General features: G+C 63.2%; 29 protein-coding genes and 1 pseudogene. 21 read left to right on the top strand and 9 right to left on the bottom strand.

Annotation, left to right across the window (positions count from 1 at the left end; all coding sequences use genetic code 11):
• The first annotated feature begins 236 nt into the window (after positions 1–236).
• Positions 237–1,829: a serine hydrolase gene (locus EV667_RS14970; protein ID WP_131836098.1), complete on the top strand. Its 1,593-nt coding sequence runs from the start codon at positions 237–239 to the stop codon at positions 1,827–1,829.
• A gap of 79 nt (positions 1,830–1,908) precedes the next feature.
• Positions 1,909–3,480: an FAD-dependent monooxygenase gene (locus EV667_RS14965; RefSeq protein ID WP_131836097.1), complete on the top strand. Its 1,572-nt coding sequence runs from the start codon at positions 1,909–1,911 to the stop codon at positions 3,478–3,480.
• Positions 3,481–3,661: 181 nt separating this feature from the next.
• Here EV667_RS14965 and EV667_RS14960 read toward each other — a convergent pair whose 3' ends face one another.
• Both EV667_RS14960 and EV667_RS14955 read right to left on the bottom strand, forming a co-directional pair.
• Positions 3,662–4,909 (bottom strand): tyrosine-type recombinase/integrase, encoded by a 1,248-nt coding sequence (locus EV667_RS14960; RefSeq protein ID WP_131836096.1) that lies wholly within the window; start codon positions 4,907–4,909, stop codon positions 3,662–3,664.
• Between the two features lie 2 nt (positions 4,910–4,911).
• The gene (locus EV667_RS14955) at positions 4,912–5,322 is read right to left on the bottom strand and encodes an Arc family DNA-binding protein (protein ID WP_245516159.1); all 411 of its coding nucleotides are present in this window, start codon (positions 5,320–5,322) and stop codon (positions 4,912–4,914) included.
• Positions 5,323–5,382: 60 nt separating this feature from the next.
• On the opposite strand from EV667_RS14955, the gene EV667_RS14950 reads away from it, so the two are divergent.
• From EV667_RS14950 to EV667_RS14930, 5 genes are all read left to right on the top strand, one after another.
• The gene (locus tag EV667_RS14950; protein ID WP_131836095.1) at positions 5,383–5,568 is read left to right on the top strand and encodes a DNA-binding protein; all 186 of its coding nucleotides are present in this window, start codon (positions 5,383–5,385) and stop codon (positions 5,566–5,568) included.
• An 11-nt stretch (positions 5,569–5,579) separates the two neighbouring features.
• Positions 5,580–5,816: a hypothetical protein gene (locus EV667_RS14945; RefSeq protein ID WP_131836094.1), complete on the top strand. Its 237-nt coding sequence runs from the start codon at positions 5,580–5,582 to the stop codon at positions 5,814–5,816.
• Entirely contained in the window at positions 5,813–6,115 is a 303-nt protein-coding gene (locus tag EV667_RS14940) for a hypothetical protein (RefSeq protein ID WP_131836093.1), read from the top strand. Before EV667_RS14945 ends, EV667_RS14940 begins: the two co-directional genes overlap by 4 nt.
• 529 nt (positions 6,116–6,644) lie before the next feature.
• Entirely contained in the window at positions 6,645–6,971 is a 327-nt protein-coding gene (locus tag EV667_RS14935) for a hypothetical protein (protein WP_131836092.1), read from the top strand.
• Positions 6,971–8,989 (top strand): phage tail tape measure protein, encoded by a 2,019-nt coding sequence (locus EV667_RS14930; RefSeq protein WP_131836091.1) that lies wholly within the window; start codon positions 6,971–6,973, stop codon positions 8,987–8,989. The genes EV667_RS14935 and EV667_RS14930 overlap by 1 nt, the downstream gene beginning before the upstream one ends.
• A gap of 24 nt (positions 8,990–9,013) precedes the next feature.
• Here the strand turns inward: EV667_RS14930 and EV667_RS14925 are convergent, their stop codons facing one another.
• A complete protein-coding gene (locus tag EV667_RS14925; RefSeq protein ID WP_131836090.1) occupies positions 9,014–9,319 on the bottom strand; it encodes a PRC-barrel domain containing protein in 306 nt (101 codons plus the stop codon).
• Positions 9,320–9,836: 517 nt separating this feature from the next.
• Here EV667_RS14925 and EV667_RS14920 point away from each other — a divergent pair.
• From EV667_RS14920 to EV667_RS14885, 9 genes are all read left to right on the top strand, one after another.
• A complete protein-coding gene (locus tag EV667_RS14920; RefSeq protein WP_131836089.1) occupies positions 9,837–10,067 on the top strand; it encodes a DUF6894 family protein in 231 nt (76 codons plus the stop codon).
• 158 nt (positions 10,068–10,225) lie between these two features.
• On the top strand, positions 10,226–10,459 hold the full coding sequence (locus EV667_RS14915) for a ribbon-helix-helix domain-containing protein (protein ID WP_131836088.1): 234 nt from the start codon (positions 10,226–10,228) through the stop codon (positions 10,457–10,459).
• 146 nt (positions 10,460–10,605) lie between these two features.
• Positions 10,606–10,761, top strand: coding sequence for a hypothetical protein (locus EV667_RS22600; protein WP_207907753.1), 156 nt, complete (start codon positions 10,606–10,608; stop codon positions 10,759–10,761).
• 107 nt (positions 10,762–10,868) lie between these two features.
• The gene (locus EV667_RS14910; protein ID WP_131836087.1) at positions 10,869–11,084 is read left to right on the top strand and encodes a hypothetical protein; all 216 of its coding nucleotides are present in this window, start codon (positions 10,869–10,871) and stop codon (positions 11,082–11,084) included.
• 154 nt (positions 11,085–11,238) lie between these two features.
• A complete protein-coding gene (locus EV667_RS14905) occupies positions 11,239–11,658 on the top strand; it encodes a hypothetical protein (RefSeq protein ID WP_245516158.1) in 420 nt (139 codons plus the stop codon).
• A gap of 72 nt (positions 11,659–11,730) precedes the next feature.
• Entirely contained in the window at positions 11,731–11,976 is a 246-nt protein-coding gene (locus tag EV667_RS14900; protein ID WP_131836086.1) for a hypothetical protein, read from the top strand.
• Between the two features lie 286 nt (positions 11,977–12,262).
• Positions 12,263–12,892 (top strand): cysteine hydrolase family protein, encoded by a 630-nt coding sequence (locus EV667_RS14895; RefSeq protein ID WP_131836085.1) that lies wholly within the window; start codon positions 12,263–12,265, stop codon positions 12,890–12,892.
• Between the two features lie 80 nt (positions 12,893–12,972).
• Positions 12,973–13,470, top strand: coding sequence for a YciE/YciF ferroxidase family protein (locus tag EV667_RS14890; RefSeq protein WP_131836084.1), 498 nt, complete (start codon positions 12,973–12,975; stop codon positions 13,468–13,470).
• A 94-nt stretch (positions 13,471–13,564) separates the two neighbouring features.
• Positions 13,565–14,734, top strand: coding sequence for a zinc-dependent alcohol dehydrogenase (locus EV667_RS14885; protein WP_131836083.1), 1,170 nt, complete (start codon positions 13,565–13,567; stop codon positions 14,732–14,734).
• Between the two features lie 244 nt (positions 14,735–14,978).
• On the opposite strand, the gene EV667_RS14880 is transcribed toward EV667_RS14885, so the two are convergent.
• Positions 14,979–16,070 (bottom strand): DNA topoisomerase IB, encoded by a 1,092-nt coding sequence (locus EV667_RS14880; RefSeq protein WP_131836082.1) that lies wholly within the window; start codon positions 16,068–16,070, stop codon positions 14,979–14,981.
• Between the two features lie 114 nt (positions 16,071–16,184).
• On the opposite strand from EV667_RS14880, the gene EV667_RS14875 reads away from it, so the two are divergent.
• Positions 16,185–16,466: a DUF2934 domain-containing protein gene (locus EV667_RS14875; protein ID WP_131836081.1), complete on the top strand. Its 282-nt coding sequence runs from the start codon at positions 16,185–16,187 to the stop codon at positions 16,464–16,466.
• Positions 16,467–16,734: 268 nt separating this feature from the next.
• Here EV667_RS14875 and EV667_RS14870 read toward each other — a convergent pair whose 3' ends face one another.
• Together EV667_RS14870 and EV667_RS14865 are read right to left on the bottom strand one after the other, a co-directional pair.
• Entirely contained in the window at positions 16,735–17,232 is a 498-nt protein-coding gene (locus EV667_RS14870) for a hypothetical protein (protein WP_131836080.1), read from the bottom strand.
• Between the two features lie 11 nt (positions 17,233–17,243).
• Positions 17,244–18,371: an ImmA/IrrE family metallo-endopeptidase gene (locus EV667_RS14865; RefSeq protein WP_131836079.1), complete on the bottom strand. Its 1,128-nt coding sequence runs from the start codon at positions 18,369–18,371 to the stop codon at positions 17,244–17,246.
• Positions 18,372–18,994: 623 nt separating this feature from the next.
• On the opposite strand from EV667_RS14865, the gene EV667_RS14860 reads away from it, so the two are divergent.
• Positions 18,995–19,288 (top strand): hypothetical protein, encoded by a 294-nt coding sequence (locus EV667_RS14860; protein WP_131836078.1) that lies wholly within the window; start codon positions 18,995–18,997, stop codon positions 19,286–19,288.
• A gap of 68 nt (positions 19,289–19,356) precedes the next feature.
• Positions 19,357–19,602, top strand: coding sequence for a hypothetical protein (locus tag EV667_RS14855; RefSeq protein ID WP_131836077.1), 246 nt, complete (start codon positions 19,357–19,359; stop codon positions 19,600–19,602).
• Positions 19,603–19,631: 29 nt separating this feature from the next.
• Here the strand turns inward: EV667_RS14855 and EV667_RS14850 are convergent.
• Both EV667_RS14850 and EV667_RS14845 read right to left on the bottom strand, forming a co-directional pair.
• Positions 19,632–20,069: pseudogene (locus tag EV667_RS14850) on the bottom strand (KilA-N domain-containing protein); the annotation flags it as partial.
• A 36-nt stretch (positions 20,070–20,105) separates the two neighbouring features.
• Entirely contained in the window at positions 20,106–21,263 is a 1,158-nt protein-coding gene (locus EV667_RS14845; protein WP_245516157.1) for a sensor histidine kinase, read from the bottom strand.
• A 474-nt stretch (positions 21,264–21,737) separates the two neighbouring features.
• Here EV667_RS14845 and EV667_RS14840 point away from each other — a divergent pair, with 474 nt between their 5' ends.
• Positions 21,738–22,124 carry a hypothetical protein gene (locus EV667_RS14840; RefSeq protein ID WP_131836074.1) on the top strand — a complete coding sequence of 129 codons (387 nt, stop codon included), beginning with the start codon at positions 21,738–21,740 and terminating at the stop codon, positions 22,122–22,124.
• A 14-nt stretch (positions 22,125–22,138) separates the two neighbouring features.
• Positions 22,139–22,831 carry a hypothetical protein gene (locus EV667_RS14835; protein ID WP_131836073.1) on the top strand — a complete coding sequence of 231 codons (693 nt, stop codon included), beginning with the start codon at positions 22,139–22,141 and terminating at the stop codon, positions 22,829–22,831.
• Positions 22,832–22,886: 55 nt separating this feature from the next.
• Here the strand turns inward: EV667_RS14835 and EV667_RS14830 are convergent, their stop codons facing one another.
• Positions 22,887–23,090, bottom strand: a complete 204-nt coding sequence (locus tag EV667_RS14830) for a helix-turn-helix domain-containing protein (RefSeq protein ID WP_342636722.1) — start codon at positions 23,088–23,090, stop codon at positions 22,887–22,889.
• Positions 23,091–23,168 lie beyond the last annotated feature (78 nt).

Below are 23,168 nucleotides of genomic sequence, written 5' to 3'. Positions count from 1 at the left end.
CTCACGACGCGCCGGCGTCCCGTGCGGCGTGCCGGCCGTTCCGGTGAGCGGCACGCGTCCGGCGCGCCGGTTTCGGCGGCGCGGGCCATTCGGCGATTGTACCGCTCGCAGGTGGCGCGATAGGGTCGCGCTTCCGTTGCGCGCGGCCCCATGGTGTAGGAAGACGGGACAGCGACCACCGGGTCGTTGCACATGCGTACCCCTGAAAAGAGCCGCCTTCTCGGAGAGAGAGCATCATGGTGAAACACGTCGGGCAACGCCCGCTGAGCTGGCTGCACATCACCGCCGCAGTGCTCGTCAGCTCTGTTCTTGCCGTCCCGGCCCTGTCCCAGACCGTGCCGCTGACGCTGGGCGCCATTCCGCCCGAGGATATGGTGCCGCTGGCGAAAGGCGGGCTTGAGAAAGCCCTGGCGGACCTGCCCGCCGCCGTGGAGAGCGTGCTGAAGCGCAGCGGGGTCCCCGGCGCCGCCGTCGTCGTGGTGCAGGGAGGCAAGACGGTCTTCGCGCGCGGCTTCGGCGTTCGCGAACTCGGCAAGGACGCGCCCGTCGATACCTCGACCGTGTTCCAGATCGCCTCGATGTCGAAGCCGATCGCCGCCACCATTGCCGCCATCGAGGTGACGGCGGGCAAGGTGAGCTGGGACGACCCGATTGAAAAACACCTGCCGGGCTTTGCCGTAGGCGATGCCTATGTGACCGCCCATGGCACGGTGGGCGACTATTATTCGCATCGCTCCGGCCTGCCGCACGCGGCGGGGGACACGCTTGAGGATATCGGCTTCGACCGGAAAACCATCCTCGAAAGGTTGCGGATGCTGCCGCTGGTGGCGTTCCGGACCAGCTTCAACTACTCAAATTTCGGCTTCACCACCGGCGCCGAGGCGGTGGCGGCAGCGGCCGGCAAGACGTGGCACGAACTGGCGCAGCAGGCGCTGTATGGCCCGCTCGGCATGACCGCCACCAGTTCGCGCTATGCCGACTTCCTCACGCGCGACAACCGGGCCACGCTGCACACGCTGCAGGACGGGCATTTCGTCGCCGGCTTCACGCGCGATCCGGACCAGCAGTCGCCCGCCGGCGGCGTGACCTCCAATGTGGTCGACCTCGCCGAGTGGCTGAAGCTGCTGCTGGCCGATGGCGAGCGCGATGGCAAGACCCTTATCTCTCCCGCCGCGATGTTGCCGGCCCTGCGTCCACAGGCGTTCAGCTCGCCGGCCCGGACCATCGCCTCGCGCTCCGGCTTCTACGGCTTCGGCTTCAACGTGGCGGTCAATGCGAACGGCCGGCCCGACATGAGCCATTCCGGCGCTTTCGTCACCGGTGCCGCCACCAATGTGCATATCCTGCCCTCCGCCGATCTCGGCATCATTGTCCTGACCAACGCCGGACCCGTCGGCGCGCCGGAGGCGATCACCGGCCATTTCCTCGATCTTCTCCAGTTCGGGGAGGTGACGCGGGACTGGTACGCGCTGATGCACCCGCTGCTGATGCAGAACTATGACCCGGTGGGCGATCTTGTGGGGCAGACCGCGCCTATCTCCCCCAGGCCGGCCCGCCCGCTGGCGGAATATGTCGGCACCTATGACAGCGCCTATTTCGGCCCGGCGACCATCTCGCAGGGGGAGAGCGGCCTTGTCCTCACGCTCGGCCCGGGGGCGATCAAAATGCCGATGACGCATTGGGACGGCGACACTTTCTCGATCGCGCCCCGCAGCGAGAACGCGCCCTATGGCTCGCTTTCCTCGGTGCAGTTCAAAGGTCAGGGCAAGCCGGAAACGGTCCGCATCGACTATCTCGACGACGCGGGACTGGCGATCTGGACGCGCTAGGGTCCGACCCGTCGATCCACCAGGAGCTTCTGGCTCCACTCGTGACGAATAACGATGCTTGGGCGTGAGGACGTGAGCCATGGTGGCCGACGTGGATGTTCTTGTCGTGGGCGCTGGCCCCACGGGCCTGCTGCTGGCCGCCGAGCTTGTGCGGCGGGGCGTCGGATGCCTGCTGATCGACGAGCATGATCGGCCGCTGTCCTGGGACCGGGCGACCGTGGTGCATCCGCGCTCCGTCGAGATTTTCGACGCGCTTGGCCTTGCCGGCCCGCTGCTTGAGGCAGGGGTTCGCCAGCGTATGGCGCGAATCCACTCCGATGGGGCGGTGCTCGGCGAGATCGACCTTGCGCTGTCGGGGAGCCGCTTTCCCTTCAATGTCGGCGTTTCCGAAGAAGTCACCGAAGGCATACTCACCCGCCACCTCGAAGGGTTCGGCGGGCGGGTGACGCGCGGTACGCGGCTGGTGGGCCTGGAAGAACAGGACGAGCAGGTGATGGCCACCGTGCGGGACAAAGCCGGGGAGCGCACACTGGCCGCCCGCTGGGTTGTCGGCTGCGATGGGCATCACAGTCTGGTTCGCACGCTTGCCGGCATCGAGCAGGACGGCCATGCCATCGAGGAGCCGTGGGCGGTATTCGACGCGGCCATCGACGGCTGGCCGCACTCGCATGAGGGCAATTTCGCCTATTTCGACTCTCCCCCGATCATCCTCACGGCCCTCCCGGGCCAGCGTTGGCGCGTATATGTCCGGCCCAGCGCCGAGAATTCCGATCTTGTGGCGGATGCCTCGCTCACGCTGAAGCGCTATTTGCCCGACGCCGCCTTCTCCGCGATCGCCAATCCGGTCCGCTTCCATTGCTACAGCCGGGTCGCACGGCAGTACCGGGCGGGGCGGCTGCTGCTCGCCGGCGATGCCGCCCACACCTGCAGCCCGCTGCAGGGGCATGGCATGAATACCGGGCTGCAGGACGCCTTCAACCTCGGCTGGAAACTTGCGCTGGTCAGTTCGGGCCACTGCGCCGAGACGCTGCTGGACAGCTATGAGGCGGAGCGCCGCCCTGTCGCGCAGAAAGTGACGGATATGGGCGACGAGATGGACCGCGCGCAGCTCTTTCTCGACGCCGGCCAGCGGCTCCAGCGCGATGCGGCGATCCGGGGCGCGCTCTCCGACCCCGTCACCCGCCATCAGGAGGCGACGGCGGAAGCGGAACTCGACATCGACTACCGCTCATCGCCGATTGTCATCGGGAGTGCTTCCGATGCGGGCGTCGGCGCCGGGGCGCTCTGGCCGCATCACCCCCCTGCCGCTGGCCACGCCGGGCCGGACATGATCGCCGCACGGGCGGGACACATGGCGGTGCTGGTCGCCGGGGCGGCGTGCGCGCCGGAGAGCCTCGCGGACCTCCAGCGCGCCGTTGCCCGCCATGTCGGCGGCGCCATCGTGGAGATGGGTTTCACCCTTTCCGCCCATGGCACACACGTCGATGGAAGTGACGGCCTGGACCCCGCGCTGGCGGAACGGCTCGGCGTCGAGGGCCTTGCCCTCTTCATCGTTCGGCCCGACGGCTATCTCGGCCTGCGCGCCGACGAGCGCCAGAGCGAGGCGCTTGCAAGCTATGTCGCAGCGCTGGGGGCGACGTCGCCCGCATAGGTGCCGCCGTTCGGCCGGGGCGGTCGCGCGGCGAACTGGCTTCTTCCGGAAGACTTCGCTAACCCATTGAAATATCATGGGTTCGAGTGGTAGCGGGAGAGGGACTTGAACCCCCGACCCCAGGATTATGATGCTTTGTCGGATGCCCGTGATTTAAGGGTTTCCGGATCTCATGTCGCGTCTATGTCGCGTGCGGCATGAGCAGCGCCCGCTCTGCGGCCGCCATTTCGTCGGCATCGTCGGCGCGAGGAAAAAGATGGCCGTACACGTCGCCGGTCATGCTGATCGTGGCATGGCCCATGCGTTCCTGCACCACCTTCAGCGGCAGGCCGAGCCCTCCATCACGGGGTCTGTTTATGCACCAAGACGCGAAGAAGTGCCGCAAGGCGTGCAGGCCTCCATACTTCCCGGCGAGGATCGGCTGCCCTTCCTTGTCGATTTTCCCGGATAGGACCGAGACGCCGGCAGCGATCTGCACGGGCCCGAAGCCCCGGCGCAGAATATTCTTGTAATTCTCGACCTTGCCCAGCCCGTTGGGAAACACGAGGTGCAGCTCTGTCGCTGCCTTCCCCGTGTCATCTGTCCTGCGGGTTGCCCGGCGCGGGCACGCCAGTCTCCACTCCCGCAAGGTGTGGACGACGATGGGCGGCACGGGGATGTCCCGGATTCCGGCTTCCGACTTCGGCGGGCCAATGATGCCGTATTCATCCGCGCGCTGCCGCACGCGGACTGTGCGCTCGTCGAAATCTATGTCCTGCCAGCGCAGCCCGCGGAGCTCCGAGGCTCGCATCCCTGTGAACACCGCAGTGATGAGCAACGGCCGCCAGCGGCCGGAGGCGGCTTCAAGGATCCTCCGAACCTCATCGGGTGTCGGGATGTCCTCGCCGACCGTCAGCCGGCTCTTCTGGCGCCCCTCCGCACGGCGGCCGCTAGCGCCGCGCCGCGATTTCATATCCCTGACGGGATTTTTCGCCGCAAGGCCGCGCTCTTGGGCGTCCGACAGGATCGAGCCGAGACTGACCACTAGCTTCTTGACCATGGCGGCAGAAGTGCCCTTCGCCCGGAGCTCGTCTTCGAACGAGCGCACCGCTGGCACCGAGATTTTGCTGACGAGGGTAGGGCCGATCAGCGGGACGATATGGAGAGCCAGGTGGCGCTTCCGTTGGGCGATTGATGATCGCTCGAGCCCGTTGGCCTCGCCGCTGGCAAGCCACATGTCCCCAGCTTTCGCGACAGTGATGCTGGCGGAATCGGCGACGTGGGTTCCCTCGCGTACCTCAACGTTCGCCGTCGCGGCGAATGCGTCCGCGTGCTTCTTCAGCTTGAACGTCTTCAGCCGGCGCGTGCCTTTGGCGTCGAGATAATCAGCAACCCAAGCGGACTTTTCTTCGCCCTTCGGTGTAGTCCAGACGCGCTTGCGGACGGACATAACTAGTCCTCTGTATTTTTATCAATACGGCGCAATAATTCTAGCCCAACGTCCGTCTTCGCTCCGATGTGGTAGGCGGCCTTCGTCACAAGTCTATTGACTAGATCTTCCATTGATAGGCCGCGTTTCTCGGCGGCTTCTCTTAACGTCTGCACAGCCGCCGCCGGCAATTCTACTATATGCTCGTCCTCGAGAAGTTTATCGCCAAGAGCGGCTAGTGCTTGCAAGAGCATGTCCTGCGGCGGGCCGAACGAGGTCTCCAGTCGGGAGATCATCTCGGCAGTCATGCTCCGGTTGTTCGCATCGGCACTGGCCGAAATGCGCCCCTTCAGAGCCTCGGGTATCCGTAACCGGAAATGCAGATCTTCTCTCGACATGCCGCACCGATGCCACACTTTTTCCTTGACGGCCATGCCGCACCGATGACACACATTGGATGACACACGGATGCCGCACGCACAAGGAGCTTTGCATTGGAACAGCGCAGTCAGGATCTCGATCTAATCTGGGGGCTTGAAGCGATCGCAGTCGCGATCGGCCGGACCGTTCGTCAGACGCATTATATGCTCTCGAACGGCAAGCTCCCCGCGAAGCAGATCGGCAACCGATGGGTCGCCGAACGCAGCGAGTTGGTGCGTTTTTTCCGTCAAGCCGCGTGAGGGGGCCCATCATGACAGGCACCCGAGAGCGCTACACCGCAATTTACCGATTTGAAGGTCAGACGGCCGACGACAGGTTCGTGACCGTCCTCATCGAACCTCATGGCAAGTGGTGGCCGATCTCGCCTCACCTTGCGGATCGCTCGCTCGCGATCGAGGTTGCGCAGAACCTGGCCGAGGCGCTCGCCGTTCGTTGCGAGCCTATCCCGATGCGAGCCGGCACGTGGTCGCAAGGCGGTGCCGCATGACGGGGGCCCTTGAAACGCAAAACGCCCCCGAGGGTGGCTTCCTCGGGGGCGCTGCAGAAGATAGGCCGCGGAGAATAGCCTTCAGGAAATCTAATCTCCGGAAGGCCAAAGCGCAAGTTTTTCTTATCGAGCACCCCACAGCTATCTATGACGGCATGACGCGCATGGGCGCGTTCGCCGAGGTCGGTTCACGCCATTTCCAAGCGTTCGATGCCGCCGGCGAACTGATCGGTGAACACCCGACGAGGCAGGCGGCTCTCGCCGCCGTCTCCGATCGCCACCGCCAGCGCCCGCTCTGACGATCGGGCCGGCTTCGGCCGGCCACTCCAATTCTACGATCGTCGGCAGCGGGCACCTGGTGAGTGGTGCTCGGAGGTCCCGCCACTCTCGAAGACCCGCACCGCGATCGTGGCACCTGCCGCGGTCTCGACCAGACCTGCCCCGCGGCGGCGCCTTAGAGCGCCTCGATGAGCGTCTGCGCACCTGCCGGGAGTGCTCAAAAACTCCGGAATAAAAATGCGGGCGCTGGTGTGCCCATTCCATCCCGCAGCCTGAACGGTACCCGGCACCACCGGGGAAAGGTCGAGGAACGGCAGTTGCGGTCATCTGGGTGGCTTCCAGACACGCAGCTCTCGTGGAGGCGCCTGAAAAAGCCTCCGGCGGACGGTGCGGGGACAACGCGCCGGGGACCATCAGGTCCAAGGGGTAGCAAGTACGCGGCGCGCTCAGGCGCGCTCCCCATGGCCAGGGGCTCGCGGTTTCCGAGGGGAGACCGGGAGGCGGAAAGGGCGGAGCCGTGCCTAGAGCGATGCAAACGAGGAACGAGCGATGGAAGTCGAGACGGAAAAGACCAGCCAGCGAGACGGCCGCCCGGGCTCCGGGTTTGCCGGCTTTGCCGCCTGCCGCCTGGCGCACCCCTTCACGCTCGGCGGTCGCCTCGTCGAAGAGATCAGCCTGCCACCGGTGGCGCTTGGTATCGCGCTCGATGTGCAGTCCGGCATGCATGAGACAATCTTGGACGTGTTGGCCGCCACCACGGGGGAACCGCTCAGCCTCTTCCGCGCGCTGCGCGGCGGCGACGAGCAGGCAGTAATCGGCACTTTCGTATCAACGTTGCCGGAATCGATCCGAGCCCTCATTGAGGGGGCCCGGTAATGGCGAGCCTCACCTCAATTCTCAGCGTCCGGCTCGTCGACGGAGTGACCGCCCCAGCTGCAAAAGCGGGCGCTTCCGTTCGGCGTCTGCAAAGCACCGTGACGCGCGCCAGCGTGGCAACGGCAATGGCTGGCAGGGCGAGCGACGCGGCGGCGATCGCATCGACGAGGGTGCTCGGCGCCGTGGGTGGCATTGCCGGCGCTGCGATCGGAATGCGCGCGGCGATCACGTCGTTCGCTGAACTTGAGCGGACGATGACCCGGGTCGGGATCACCGCCGGCGCGTCGGCCGGCGAGGTCAAGACAGCCACGGCGGATGTCGGCACGATCGCCGACAAGGTAGGGGTGCCGCTCGATCAAGTCGTCAGCGGTCTGGAAGCCCTCGTCGCCGCCGGTCGATCGCTACCTGAGGCGATGGCGTTCCTGCCCGCCGTCGTCGCCACGGCCCACGCCGCCGGCGCGCAGACGGCAGACATCGCCAGCACTGCCGATGCTCTGGCGACGAGTTTCAAGATCGCCGGGAGCCAGATGCAAGCGGCATTCGACATTTTGGTTCAGGGCGGCAACCTGGGGAAATTCGAGCTCCGCGACATGGCCCGCTATCTGCCCAGCCTCGCGGCTAATGCCGCCGCGGTCGGCCTGCGCGGCGAAGAAGGTGTCCGCAAGTTAGTGGCTATGCTGCAGGTGATGCGGTCGCAAATGGGGAATTCTGAAGAAGCCGCGTCGTCGATGTCAAACATCTTCGCCAAGATGGAATCGCAGGAAACCGCCAAACGCTTCATGAAGTTCGGCGTCAACCTCCGGAAAGAGATGGCGCAGGCTCGGCGCGAGGGCAAAGACCTGCTTGAGGTCTTTATCGACCTCGCCGCCAAGGCGACCAAAGGCGATCTCTCGAAAATCCCGCAACTTTTCTCAGATATGGAATTTGCGAGAGGCATGAGATCGCTGCTCGCGCAGCGTGAAGAGGTTGGCAGGATCGAGGCCCAGCTGAAGAACTCCGCTGGATCGGTTGCCGGCGCGCTGTCGCAGCTCTCGGGTGACACGATGACCGAGCTCGACCGCCTTTCAAACAAATGGGACGACTTCGTCCGTGAGATCGGCGCGCTGACCGCAGCGCCAGGCGTCGGCCTCATGGAAGGGATTTTGCAAGACATCCGGGGCGCCAAGGGCGAGCTCGACGACTTCAGCAACTGGTTGCGATCCACGACCGGCATGTCCCTGGCCGACGTCATGGAGGTCGCCCGCAAGGGGCTGGGCATCGCGACGCCGGAGGAGAAGAAGGCGGCCAATGATCGCCGCGACGCCGAGCGCGCCAATCCTGATCTCGCCCGAGCCCGGGAGATCGATGCCCGCGATGCAGCGCGGCAAAAGGAAATGGCTACGGTCGAGAAACAGATTGCAGCGGCGCAAGCCGATTATGCCGCCCTGACACCGACGGCGAAGGATCTCGGCTTCGGTGCGGAGATCGTCCGCGATATTGAGAAGCTGACCGAGGCGCTCAAGCGCCTTCGCGAAGCCAGCCAGTGGGACAAGATCGCGGCAGAGAACCTGCGGACGCCACCGCCGCCGGTAGAGGTACCGATCGACGCTGCAACTGGCCGGGCTTCCTTCCACAACTGGCGGGCACGGCAGGCGGAGAAGACGGCGCAGCCGGCGCCTCCTGCGGCGCCGATGCCGGAGCCGAACCCGCTGCGCGGCCCGGCCATCACCGTCCCGCCGGCGGCCTTCGACGAGCCAGCCCCGCCCAAGGTGCCCGGCGATCTCGGCGCCGCTGGTGCGGCCGCTCTGGGCGATCTATCGGCGAAGGCCGGGGAGGCGAAGAGCGCCCTCGACCAGGTCGGAGCGACGCGGGTCGCCCCTGCCATCGACGCGGGCTCGATCGACGAGGCGCTGGCGAAGATCAGGCTCCTGCGCAGCGAGATCAACGCGGTGAATGCGTCCACCGTGGCGCCGCGCATGGGGCGCGGAGACCTCGGGCAAAGCCTTCGTGGCATCCATTCTGACGCCGGTATCGATTGACCCGGCCCGGCAGCGGGACAGCCTTCAGAACCCTCGGTGGTCAGGTTGCTCGCTCAGCTGCTCTTTTGTCCAAGACGTTACCGCGTGAACCGATCCGTCGTTATCTCGCATGAAGTCGAGATTGCTGATCGGCAGGGCCACCGGCTTTGCCCCAGCGCCCAACATGCTGTGCAGGTCGACGTCGACAACCACCCGGCTGTCGGGACCGGTCCCGTGCAGCTGAGAGACGATCCCGATCTTCTCGTTGTGAGGACCGAAGACCGCCGCGCCTTCGAGGTTCTGCGGGATGAGCTCTGTCGGGGTGAGCCTGACGTGTTTGCTGTGATCCATTCAGCGGCACTCCTAAGGTAGTGCCTTATCAAGCCGGCCTGAGCCGCGGCAGTTCCGATCCGGCTTCGTGGAGGCGTCACACGCTCCAGCCATGTTGTGCTTTGGCGTGTCCCTCTCTTGTTACTATGCTGCCACAATGGACCTGGAGAACGCGACCCTCGGCGAATGCATCGACCTCGGACTTGGGGTCAGAGCGACATGTTTGGTGTGTTGGAAAACCCGCATGCTCGATCTCTCGTTTCTAGCCCTCCAGCTTGGTCGTGATCATCGCGTGTCGCATAAGGCGATGGTGCGGCAGTTTCGGTGCGGCGAATGCGATAGCAGAAAGATCTCGCTTGTCGCGGTTCCAGCCCCCAGCCGCTGATCGTCGAGCGAATGTCTCGCGGCGGGTCGCCAGGTCGAGATCGGCGCACCCGTGCCAGCGTTTCCAGGGCCCGCCTGTTCCAAGAATTCATGTCCTGGCGGAAACAGAACCGGCGGGTCCGGGTTGCTGAAGGGGGAACGTGCGAGGTGCGACGTGCCAACTTACTCCTTCAAATGGTCCGACCGTCGTCCGATCCATGAGATCGAACTGACCAGCGATGACCACGCGTGGTCGGAAGCCGTCGCCTCTGTCGGACAATTGCTTCGGGATGTTGACGGGAGCATGGCGCCCGGCGAAGGCGTGGCCCTAGAGGTTTTCGATGGCGAATCCAGGCTGATCGCTTCCGTCTCTGTCAATGCAATTCGGCACCGCGGCGGATTGTGAGCGACGCCTGTCGCGGTGCGCCGATACTCCGGTAGATCAGAGCGACGTTGCGCGGTATCCCTGCCCTGACGTGTTTGTCATCATCGTGACACTAGGAGCTCGGTTTGGAATCGGCGATAGGAGCGGGTGTGACATCGCGATCTGGAATGGAGTCAAGCATGGCCGAGAGTGCAAAGTCCGTTCCGAAGCGGTCAGTGATTACGAACGGGCAGAAAACCAGCGTATCCCTCGAGGACGAATTTTGGTCGTCGCTGAAAGACATTGCCCGCGACCGCGGGCAGTCGATCGCGGAGCTCGTCTCAAGCATCGATTCACTTAGGGTATACGGAAGTCTCTCCTCAGCGCTGCGCCTATTCGTTTTGCAGCACTACCGGCACAATCCCGGCTCCTGAGGAAGCCCGGTCGGGAGCGAGCGACATTTATGGTCAGAACAGTACACGCCACAGGATGGCTTCGCGCAAGCGGCCTCGGCTCATCGACCGCCACCTTCGAAATCAGCTTCGAGGATGGGAGGGCGAGCGGAAGGGTACTCTCCGAGATGATCATGATCATCGAGGCGCGCGCGGCTGGCAGGGCCATTCTCGTGACGGAAGCCGGACGCTGGATCAACATCAAGCCGACCGATCTCACGGCCGCCGGCCTCGGCTTTATAGTGCTCCAGGACGCGGACGAGGTTTCCCGCTTTTTCATCTGAGGCATGCAGACTACTCTGGCCCGAGAATACCTCTTGGCAGAGAGAGTATCTGCCCTGATATAGTCGCCGCCGGCACATGTGTAGGTGGAAATGTCAGGAGCACCACCGTGAAAAAGACTGAAGATACCGCCAGGGAGCTCTGCGCCATTGATCTGCGAAACCGAAATGTCAACGAAGCTGATATTCCTGCGCTGGTGGATCGCTATTGGCCGGTCCTCGCCAACGAAATCCGGCAGGGTATCGTCGACGGCGTCTGGCCTTTCAGCGCCGAGGAGATCGAAACGATGACGGCCGAATACCTTGAACTCATTAAAGAACCTTGAGCGAGATCAGACGTCCTCGCTCTGGCGCTACCGGCATCATCGCTGACCTAACGATCTCGCCCACCTTCATATGGCTGCAGTTGATGCTGCAGAGGGAACATGCGTTGTCCCCGCCCGTTCCTCCCCCGCCGAACTTATCGGTAGGAGGAACGCCATGAAGATGATCGCACTCTGCGCCACGTTGTCCCTGATGGCCGGCGCCGCTTACGCCGGTCCATGCACGGAGCGTATCGCCCAAATTGAGAAGGACCTTTCCGCGACGGACGCCGGGTCTGGGCCCACACAATCGGCCCCGGCGGCGACGACTGCTTCGGATCCCGGCGTGCCGCGTGCTGGGGAAGCACCCGGAACCGGCGGCACTGCCGGCATGAACGCCACCGTCGGAAACAAAGCCACGTCGCCGGCCGATGTCCGGGCCCAGACCTCTGGGCAACCGACGGCCGCGCAGGGAGGTGCCTCTTCGGCCAAGCAGGTCAGCGACGCCGTAGCCCGCGCCAAACAGGCTGATAAAGCCGGCGACGACAACGCATGCCAGAAAGCACTCGACGAGGCGGAAAAGCTGATGCGCGGCTAGTATGGGGCTGTTCGCGGTAAGGAGGGCGCCAGCGGTGCCCTCCTTGTTCCATCACCGGATTCGGAGGCTTTCGTGTCCAACGCCAATGATGACCTGCAATCCTATGCCGATCCATTGGAAGCCCGGTGTAAGCCGGAGCCCATCGACAAGGCCGTGCAGCGGATCGAAGACGCCGCCGTATATATCCGGCAGCAAGGCGCACAGGTATATCGAAGCACTAACCAGACGTTTCGTACGACAATTTCCCCCCTCAACGGGGTCCTAATCGGCGCGGCGCTTGGCTTTGTCATCGGTGCCTGGTGGCAGGCCCGACGGTAACCATTCTATGTTGGCCAGACCCCTTCAGTCGCCAGTGAAGCTTCTCGCGAGTGCGGAGGAGGTTAATTCCGCTCGGAATGCCGCCAGAGCTGGCGTCAAACGTAGAATTCTAGCGCTCTACCGGCTGCGGCGGCTTCGTCCCACCCGCGGCTCGAGTTGAATGCGTCGTGATGCGTTTGTGGCTGTCGGTTCCCAAACAAGGCCTCCGTCGGCGAGTATTGCCGCCGCCTGCAGCGGAACGCTCGCATCGGCGCGCTGTTTTTCCTTCGCGACTGGAGGACCGCAAATGGATCGTTTCGAGAGCGGCTTGGCCCGCACCATCTCAGCCGGTCTGGCGAGCGGCACGGCCTTTCATCTATGTCTCGACATGCAGCGTCTTTTCTCGCCTGAAGGGCCCTGGCCAACGCCATGGATGGTCGGGGTACTGCCGAACATTGTTGCGGTCGCGGAGCGCCTCGCTGAGCGGACAGTCTTCACCCGCTTCATCCCGGCTGCCGATCCGGAAGCTGAGATCGGCACATGGCGGCAATATTACCAGCGCTGGTCACATCTCACGCTGGAGAGACTCGACCCGGCGGAGATTGCGTTAGTCGAGGATCTGGCTTGCTTCGCGCCGCCGGCCCGCACGGTGGACAAGCGCCGCTTCTCTGCGTTCTCAGCGCCCGCGCTGGCGGCAATCCTCAACCGTCACAGCGTGGACACCCTGATCGTCACCGGAGCGGAGACCGACATGTGCGTGCTGGCCACCGTCATGGACGGGGTCGACAGAGGATATCGCATTGTGATTGTGGATGATGCTGTCTGTTCGTCATCAGATGAGGGACATGAAGCGGCGCTTACAATTTACCGAACCCGCTTCGCCCAACAAATCTACATGGTCGCCACGGAAGATTTTCTGGGAGCGGTATCCTCATAGCCTTTATCAACGCCGGGAACGAAGAGCTTCTCACGCGGTTCTCCGCTCGAGCTTGGGAGAGAAACGCACGGAGATTGGAAATGGCCGAGAAAAACCTCGAAGTACTCTTTCACGAGACCCTCAAGGACATTTATTACGCCGAGCGCAAGATCGTGAAGGCATTGCCGAAAATGGCGCGGGGCGCGCAGTCGCCCGAGCTGAAGGCGGCGTTCGAGAAGCATCGGGATGAAACCGAAGGCCAGATAGAGCGCCTTCAGCAGGTATTCGAGCTGCTCGGCAAGCGCCCGCAGGGCAAAACCTGCGCCGCCATCGAGGGCATCCTCGAGGAAGGCGAAGAGATCCTTGAGGAATTCAAGGGCCAGCCGGCCCTCGACGCCGGTCTTGTCGCAGCTGCCCAGGCTGTCGAGCATTATGAGATCGCTCGCTATGGCACGCTCAAGCGCTGGGCCGAAGTGCTCGGCATGAAGGACGCCGTCAAGCTGCTGGACGCGACGCTCCAGGAAGAGTCGCTGACCGACGACAGTCTGTCGGCGCTGGCCGACCAAGTCGCAAACCAGAAGGCCCTCAAGGCCGCGTGAGGGTGTATGGGCGCCGGCCGGATGGTTGGCGCCCGCCTTGCCTGCCTAATAGTCCAAATGCGGCGAGGTGCCGCCCTGAACCTTCGAGGAGCCCATGAAAGCGCTGACCTGGCACGGCAAGGGCGACATACGCTGCGAGAGCGTACCCGATCCCAAGATCGAGGATGGCCGCGACGCCATCATCAAGGTCACCGCCTGCGCCATCTGCGGGTCGGACCTTCATATCTATGGCGGCATCATTCCCGGCATGGAGCAGGGCGACGTGCTCGGCCATGAGACCATGGGCGAAGTGGTCGAGGTCGGTGCCGGCAACAGCAAGCTGAAAGTCGGCGACCGCGTTGTGGTGCCCTTCACCATCTCCTGCGGCGAGTGCTTCTTCTGCAAGCGGGGTTATTTCTCCGGGTGCGAGCGCAGCAACCCCGACCGGGAGAAGGCGGCCAAGCTCTGGGGCAATTCCCCCGGCGGCCTGTTCGGCTATTCGCACCTGCTGGGCGGGTATGCCGGCGGTCAGGCCGAGTATCTGCGCATTCCCTATGCCGATGTCGGGCCTATCAAAGTGCCGGACGGGCTGAGCGACGAGCAGGTTCTCTTTCTGTCTGACATCTTCCCCACCGGTTACATGGCCGCCGAATTCTGCGAGATCCAGCCGGGCGACACGATCGCGATCTGGGGCTGCGGGCCGATCGGCCAGATGGCGATCCGTTCCGCCTTCCTGCTCGGCGCCGAGCGGGTGATTGCCATCGACACCGTGCCCGAGCGTCTCGCGCTCGCGCGGGCCGGCGGCGCGCTGACGCTCGATTTCCACGAAGAGGATATCTATGAGCGCATCATGGAACTCACCCATGGGCGCGGGGCGGATGGCTGCATCGATGCGGTGGGCACCGAAGCAGATACAACGGCCAGTGCCGATTCCGTGCTCGACCGGGTGAAGACCGCCCTGTTCATGGGAACCGATCGCCCGCATGTGCTGCGCCAGGCGATCCATTGCTGCCGTAACTTCGGCACCGTTTCCATTGTCGGCGTCTATGGCGGCTTTCTCGACAAGGTGCCGATGGGCTCGGCGATCAATCGAGGCCTGCGTTTCCGCATGGCCCAGACGCCGGTGCAGCATTATCTGCCCATGCTGCTCGAGCGGATCGAGAAGGGCGAGATCGACCCGTCTTTCGTCATTACTCATCGGGCGACGCTGGAAGAGGGCCCCGATCTCTACAAGACGTTCCGCGACAAGCACGATGGCTGCATCAAGGTCGTGCTGAAACCCTGAGGAAGCCATGGCCTACGTTGCCAAGCTGCTCGCGCCATGATCAGAAAATTGCAGCGCGAGCCTTCCATCGAGCAGGCGGCGCAGAACTGCGCGGCGAGGCGCCGACGTTGTCGGGGTTGAGACCGAAATCAGCGCAGAGAAGCGCCACAGGAATGCCGCTAATAGGCAAGGCGCACGCTGCGGCAGACGGTGATGCCGACACCGATACGAGGTGCGGTTCGGTTTCTGTCTGGCCGGCTGGGGACTATGGCGCCATCGCCTCGGCCGCTCCCGCTGCGCCGCGGCTGACGCTCTTTCGAGCGCATCCCGGGCGGCAGCCTTTGCTCCGCAGGAGTTCGGACAGCAATTGCATCCGCGCGAGGGGGGAGCGCGCCTCGGGTCCGGACTTGGCAAGCGTGCCGGCCTCAAAGGCGGAGATCACGCTATCATGGACATAGCTGGTGCGGCAGACCACCAGCGTGTTGGCGAGTTCGTCGGCCAAGGGGGCGATCGCCTGCCGGATCTGCTGACGCCTGCCGCGCTCATTTCCGGCCGGCTCCAGCCGGCCGAGCCGATCGAGCACGCCGAGCGATGCGGTGAGGGTGCGGAAATCCTTCAGCGAGATTGCCTGCCCGCTGATAGCTTTCAGAAAGGCGTTCACGTCGGCGCCACGTACCGCGTAAACGCCGCCATCCTCGCCCCGGTATTTGAACAGGCGCACGCCGGGAATCTCCTTCAGCCGCGCAAGTGCCCGGGCGAGATCGGCGTCGCGGCACTGCTTGCGGATGGTCTTGCCGCCCTTGCCCTTGAAGGCCAGTGCCACCTCGTCGTCGTTGAGCCGCAGATGCGATTTCAGCAGCGTCGTCGCTCCGCGCGTGCCGTGCTCACGCACATACTCCTCGCTGCCGGCGCGGATCGCGGTGAGCGCGACGAGTTGCACCACGGCGGCGAGCGCGAAGCGGCGGGGAGACGACGGCTGGCGCAATTCCCGGCGTACACAGCGCAGGATGCGAGGTAGCGCCTGCGCGAGGCCGGAAAGCCGGTCGGCCTTCAACGTCTCGCGCACCAGCGTCCAATCCGGATGATAGCGGTATTGCAGCCGCCCGGCGGCATCTTCGCCGATCGCCTGGAGATGGGCGCGCGGATCAGCGGCGAAGCACACATTGCGGTAGGCCGGCGGCACGGCGAGGCCGCGCAGCCTTGCCAGTTCCTGAGCGTCCTTCAGCTGTACGCCGTCGGCGGTCTCGTAGCTGAAGCCACGTCCGCGACGCTTGCGGCGGATCGTGAGACTTGCGGGTGAGACGATCTTGAGATCGAAGCGGCGCGCCAGGCGCCGGATGGTGGTTTTTTCTGCCATGTCGATGAACGCGCCTCCGCACGACTGACGCTCAACGTGCCTCGGTGTCGCCGGTTCCGGCCGGAACGGTCCGGGCCTACAGCGCGTTCTCGCTAAACAAGCGGGAGGAACTCCATGGACGAACGTGACGAAACCATACGCGCGCGGGCCCACCAGATCTGGGAGCAGGAAGGCCGCCCGGAAGGCCGGGCTGAGGATCATTGGGTCCAGGCCAAGGAGATTCTGGCGATCGAGGAAGGGCGGCCCGAGACGCTGCTCTCGGTCGAAGAGACATCCGGCACACCGGTTGAGCCGATCGAAGCGCTGGTGAATGCCGGCGAGTTCCCGACTCTTACGGATCAGGGGGAAGTGGCGATTCCCAGCCGCCCTTCCAGCGTTAAGGCTGGCCAGTTCTAGTCGAAAGAGGATGACGCTCGGAAGGTGTCCCACAAGGGGCTGTCGGCATGGATACGGCCGGCGGCTTGGCTATACGGGGTCGAGAGACGCCAACACGAAATCCGCGCGCTGTGTTGTCGGCGTCTGCGGCAGCGGGTGAACCTCCCCGGCTTTTACGGCATCGCGACGCTTGAGGGGCGGGAGCCGATAGGGCGGGCGATAAGGCGGTCAACGCTGTGCGTCACTGGCTGAGGATCAGCGGGTGAGCGTCCGGCGATGTCATCGCCCGCTAGTCCTCCTTGCCCTCCGCACTCTCATCAGTCATCTCATCCATTGCCTTCCGCCATTCGACGTCCGGGCCGAAGTCCAAGGCGATCTGGATGGGGGCAAGGTGCGGGTTTTGAGAATTCCAGCGGTCGGCGTCGTAGATCAGATGCACCGCGTCGCCGACCATCTGCTCACGGCGCTTTGTCAGCGAGCGATGCATCTGAGGGCGGGTAGCGTCCTCGATGTCAACGAATACGAAAGACACCTGTCCATCCGGGTGCTGGATCGGCAGGGAGTGGTAGGCTCGATATGGCCGATTCGTGGTTTCGTCTCGGCGAAGTTCTTCACGAGCCGCTGCACTGATTTCTCGCGCCAGCAGGTCCAGAGGGTCTTTCGGATCCGGCAGCGCAACCCCGTTCCGGGCAGCGAACTCGGCCATCTTCCGAGGATCGAGTTCGGTTTCGCCTGTCTTCAGGCGGTAAAAAGCAATGATCTGCTGAAGCTGTTTCTTTCCTGCCAACGTCTAAACCCTCACATTTCTATCGGGTGAATGTTGCCCCAGCCGTCCACCTCGGCGGTGGGAAGAACGAATTCACGAACTGTCGCGAGATGGCTGCGGAAGTGGTTGTATCTGCCGGTCCGGAACTGAAGCTGTCCGGCTACGAGACCTGGATGGACCTTCAGCACGCGCGCGAAGCCGATAAGATCCAGATCAGAGAAGTAGGGAGCCTTGCGGGCGACAAAAGCGTCCATGTCCCTCTGCGGGACACAAAACTCTCGCGCCGCATCGTTGGCGACGCGTTCCTGGGTTTCCAGTTCATGGTCGGCATGACGCCCCACATCGACGTCTATAACTGGCGTCTCGATGCCGTCGCGCCGACGAACGTGTTCAAGCTCATGCCTCAGCACAAAGAGGAAGTTGTCGATTCGATCGAAGCGAAGGGACATGCCAATAACCGGCGTGCGCTCGTCGAGCCAGAAACAGGCGCCATCGATCTTGCCACCCGGCAGACTTTCCACCACCACATAGCGAATACCAGCCTCAGCAAGGATCCTCGGAACGCGAGCCATATGCTCGGGATGCGCACGCAGCGGGGAAATCTTGGCGATGGCCTCATCGACCTTCTGAGGAGAGTAGGAGCCTATCAGCATTTCGCTCGCGATCATCTTCACTCGATGGAGCCAAGCGAGCTGGGCTGGGCTGGCACCGCCGCCCGCGCCTGTCTTCTTCGCGGCAAAAGCGAAGGCCGATACATCTTCGATCCGGTTGACCTTGAAGAACCGTCTAAGCGCGGCCTCGACCGCTTCAGGGTCTCGCATGCCCTCGACGTCGACCCATCCGCGCTTGACCATCTCCGCCACTGGCAGATAGCCGTAGATCTTGGCGCGCACAGCGCGCTTGGGATCAGGTCGCGACAGGATTCGCGCTTTCGCGAGATCGACGCTGCCTTGCAAGGCGATGAATCTCTGCGCAGGAACGCCGAATACATCCTCCAGCGCGATAGCCATCGCAGCATCAATGGGGCGCTTGTCGCTGGCCATCCGGCTCACAATGGGTTCGTTTACCTCGAGAACAATCGCGAGCACGCGATTGGTCCAGCCGCGCTCCTTGAGTAGCTCGGTTATAAGTTGGCCGGGAGTGCGGGGCTCTTCGCTCATTGTGATGCTCAACATAGGCAAGTTTGCATTTTGGCGCAAACTCGAAAAAATAGGGATATCGCCGCGGGTTGGTCGGGGACTCAGTTTCGGAGGGCCGGCCCCTCCCGCTCTTACAACGGATCAAGCGGCATGACGCACAGCACATGCAGCAACCGCCCGACCGCCCCTATCGAAAAGCCGAGCCTGTCGGCAATCACCGCGCGGGGCTCCTGTGCGAGGATGGGCGGCCGCGACATCGGGCGCGGGCTAGCGCAAGTTTCACCATCAGATGTTCGTTGGCCTCGCTCTCCTTCGTGAGGGCGGGGCCATTTTTGCGTTTCGATAGCCGAAAGGCGCAGGCTATCGCGGCGAAGCGCCAGAAGAGGAGTTGGACAGTCCTGACGGACGCGCGATCTATCGATCGCTCCACGCGGTCCATTCCGCATCGTCGAGCAGCCGCAGCATGGCGCGGCGCTTGCCCGCGCTCGTGCACCGCATGCCGTGGGAGGCGTTGTCGCCGAGCCGGCGGACTTTTGCTCCTACGTCTTGTGCGACAGGGGCATGCCCTCACGGAACGTTCTTCCATGTTGCAGGTTGGAGCGGCGATGGGGCGCTAAAGTGTTAGCGCAAGGAGACAAATGCCCATGCAAGTCATCCGGCGCCTGCAAGGTATTGGTACCCTTTATGCCGATGACCACCCGCCGACAAAGGCGGAGTATTTTCTCACTGTCTGCCGCCTCACCAAGGGGCTGGACGCAGGCGAGATCGTGGTCACCGGACAGATCGAGGCATCCTTGAATGTGATGCTGTCGGCTGAAGAGGGTCGAGCGTCGCTGGCGCTTCAAGACGGGAGCACTCATGAGGTCGTCTTGCGCAGCCTTACCGGCACCGGTTCCGAAGTCCGTTTTCTGAAGCCGACCAGTTCCCTCGTCCCTTAATGCAATCCGGTCGGGATGGACCGACGCCCTGCCGATCCCGTATCCTCGACAGCGAGGGGGACGGGATCATGGACCAGAGCTTGAAGACACCGCTAGCACGCGAGATTGTGCTCAACATCGATCCTCCTCGAGTGCTTGACACCCTTCTGTCGGCGATCGAATTTTTGAACTCTACTCGTGACGCCAACGGGCCAGAGATCGACGCCCTGATCGATGAGATAATGACAGCGGCCGTCAGCGAGGACCCTGCGCAGATTGAGGCCGTAACGACCCGTATCGAAAGCGTGCTGCGGCGGATCGAAGGTCTGAATTGATCATCTCGCCCTGCACTTCCCAGGCTCGATCATCGGTGAGCGGCTTCACGAGCTTCAGATAGCCGCGACGCGTGATGGATCACGGTGGCCGGCGTTCCACCCTGCGGACGCGTGAAACCAAGCGTACGAATTTCGTCCGGCTGGTTCAGCGTGGCGAAATCCTCGCCCTCGACGAAGCGCTCGCGGTTCTCGCGAAAGGTCCGGCCTGGCCGCTCACGCACCACCTCGTTGCACCACATGTGGAACTCGGGCGAGAGATACTTCGCGTAGGCGAGGCCGATCTGCCAGTGCGCGAAGGTTCCGCCATTGTTGCCACGGCGCGTCGAAATGTGGTTCTGGCCCACATTTGAAACCATGACGATTTCGATGAAATCCTTCGTCGAGTCCTGCCGGAGCCATTCGGCCGGGCGCTTCGTTTCGGGCTCGCCCGCCGCCTTCCACATATCCGTCAGCGACAGCATCTCGTTGCGGTCGCGGGTTGCGGCGTAGTGCCAAAGCGTCCTCTACGAAGTCAGCGCTTCAATAGGGATGGATAAGCGGACCGCCAGGCCGGTGCGGCGCCAGTCGTAGCTGATCGAACCGCCGAACTGCCGTTCAATTGTGAGCTTTGCCAGCTTCGATCCAAAACCCGACGTGGACGGCGGGCCTGAAATGGACGGTCCACCCGTCTCTTGCCAGTCGAGTTCGAGCTGTTGCTCGCGCACCGCCCAGGTGATCTCGACTTTCCCTTCGTCGCTGCTGAGAGCGCCATATTTGGTCGAATTCGTCGCGAGCTCATGCATGGTCAATGCAAGGCCATTGATGGCCCGCTCCCCGCACGCCAATGAGGGGCCGCGGATGTCGAAGCGGCTGTCCGCCACGTCGTGCGGCGCCAAGATTGCCAAGATCAACTCGCGGACATCAGCGATAACGGGGACCTCGTCGCCCGTAGCAAAGGTCCGTCTCACAAGGCCATGCGCTGTGGAGAGAGCATGAAGGCGCCCAAGCGCCTTTTCCGCGAGATCTTCTTTATCAGATGCCATACGGGCGCTGTTGCGCAGGATGCTGCTCACCATCGCGAACAGGTTCTGGATCCGATGACCCATCTCCCGAGTGAGGGTTTCCTGTTCATCAAGCGCGCGAGACAGGCGTTGTTGAGAACGAAGCATCTGCAGCGCGACGCTCACGAACGCCGCCAATTCCTCGGCTATCCGGGAATGGCCGCTGTTGAAATGTCCCTCTTGCTCCGACACAATCCACAGCGTCCCGAGGGCGTCTGCGTCCCCCACATGCAGGGGGACAAGCAAGACCTCAGGCACGACGATACCGGCGTCCGAAATCCAATCATAAATCCGCTCCGGATGAAGGGACAGCACAGGGCGGTTCTCGTCCAGAGTGACACCGCATGGGCTGAAATCGCGAGGCGTCGTCGCGCCGTCAAATGGCGAGAGCACGCCCTTCAGATAGGCCCAGCGGAACTGGCCTGGCGCCGGCTCCGGCTCGTAAAGGCTCAAGCCGGCCGAACTGCCACCCGTCAGCTCGATCGCGAGCTCAACGAATCGAGGCAAAACCCGATCCGGCTCATTCGCCATCGTGGCCGCGAGCAACTGAATTGCCCGCTTTTCCTTGAGATAATCAGGCGCTGTGGACGGGCGTCGCGACAGCTCGTCCGTGATGTACACGTCCGGTCTCGGTTGTGAGGCGTGTGCTGCGGTGCTCATTGAATTCAGCATAGCTGCCTTTGCCGGCGCCTAGGAGTCCAGAAGCGGATAACGGAGCACCTTTGGCGCCTTTTTGAACAATCTCCTATGGCCTTCGACATCGCCTTTGCAGCCATCGCCAGGATGTCGCGCGCAGGCGTGTAACATCTCGTTCCGGCAGCAGCGCCGATCACGATTTGCCCTCTGTGCGCCGAGCCATGGCTGCACACCGGCGCGGGACACGCTCAGTCCAGTGGACCGGTTTGTCGTGCGGCTGCGGCCCGGGTCTCTTGGCCGGCGGCGAGCTTTTCGTCCAGCGCACGGCGGACAAAGCCGGGGTCGGCTACCTCCGCGGCGCTGCGCTGAAGGCTTTCAAGAGCTCACCCACTGTGAGTGGGTCAGTCGACAAGCGCGCGCCGCATCTCATCCTCTGGACGGAGCGCGGCGCCCGGAGCTTTGGGAGATCGCGAGAACCTCCACCGTGCCGAGCTGACGGCGCTGGAACGGGACGAGCAGGTCGCGCTGTGGCTGAAGCTGAGTGCCGAGAAGGTTTCGGCTCAACTTGAGCCGAAACCCGGCCGCCCCGAAGGTGGCGTACGCGCAGCAGCGCGTGAACTTGGCATAGATCCGACGACGCTCGTCGCTCGCGACCTCGACATAGGCAAGCGGCTGGGATTGGCCCGCCCCCGAGTGATCCGCCAGCTGATCGATCGCAATCTGGCCGAACTGGAGGCCTTAGGGCCGGTTTGCCGTACCGCGCGGCAAACCTCCGTAAAGGGCAGGCCTCAGGCGCGCCTGGCGCGCCCGCTGGGAGGCTTAGCGCCTCATGCCCGCGGATTATGATAAAGTCGGCATCCATGAACACTGTCGAAGAAAAGCTCGCTTCCTGGGGGGCATCGCTGCCAGCGACCATAGAGGTCGCCGGGCTGCTGGCCCGCAATCCTGTCGTCTACAAGTGGAAATCGCCGTTCCGCTCGGTCGCTCTTCGGGAGGGATTATTTTGGCGGGTTCACGACCTGATGATGCAATCGCATGCGCTGTTCGAGGACGGCCACGGGCTGGGCGCTCGCATTCTGCTGCGAAGCGGGTTCGAGACCGCTGCACTTCTGATTCATCTGAATCAGATCACTCAAATGGTGATCGAGGGGAAACTACCCTTCGAAGACTTTAATCGGAAGACGAGCCAGCTTTTGTTGGGTTCTCGCCGGACGACGTCGAGCATTCAATCCATCAATATAGTTACCATTATAGAAAAGGTTGAGAAGAATTATCCGGGATTGACTGAAATATATGCAGGCCTTTCCGAAGTCGCCCACCCAAATTATGAGGGCGTTATATACGGCTATCCCCGAATTATTCGATGTGATTACGCGACTAAATTCGAAAATAGATGGAACGCCCTTGTGTTTGACCATTTAGATCTAATGGATATCTGCATGGGCGCGTTTGAATTTGAGTACAATTCTGTATGGCCGGACTTAATCAATGAACTCGAGCGTTGGATCGAAGCAAACGACGCCATGTTAAGCGAAGTCGATCCTCCTGAATGATGGTCGGCCTTTCCAACCTGCCGTGAGCCACCCGACTAGGGAGAACGGCTTGTCGTCATCCCTCCTTCTTCAGCCTGACACCCGGCCCGCCGTCCTTCACCTCGCCGCTCGCCAGGAAGACGACGCCGAGGTCCTCAAGGGCATGTCGCAGTGCCTCAAGGGTTCCCGCGCGTGGCGCACGCGCGCCTCGCTCGAAATCAACGATGGTCCGATGGGAGACCTTCGAGGCATCGGCAAGCCGCTCTCGCGACCAGTCCACGAGGGCTCGACCAGCTCGGCATTGTTCGGGGGTCATTGGGCTTCATCCAAATTGCTAAAATCATGTTGACTTCAATCG

Source organism: Ancylobacter aquaticus, assembly GCF_004339465.1.
Classification (GTDB): Bacteria; Pseudomonadota; Alphaproteobacteria; order Rhizobiales; family Xanthobacteraceae; genus Ancylobacter; species Ancylobacter aquaticus.
The sequence above is the reverse complement of the archived record's forward strand: the minus strand, read 5'-3'. Positions and strand labels throughout refer to the sequence as shown.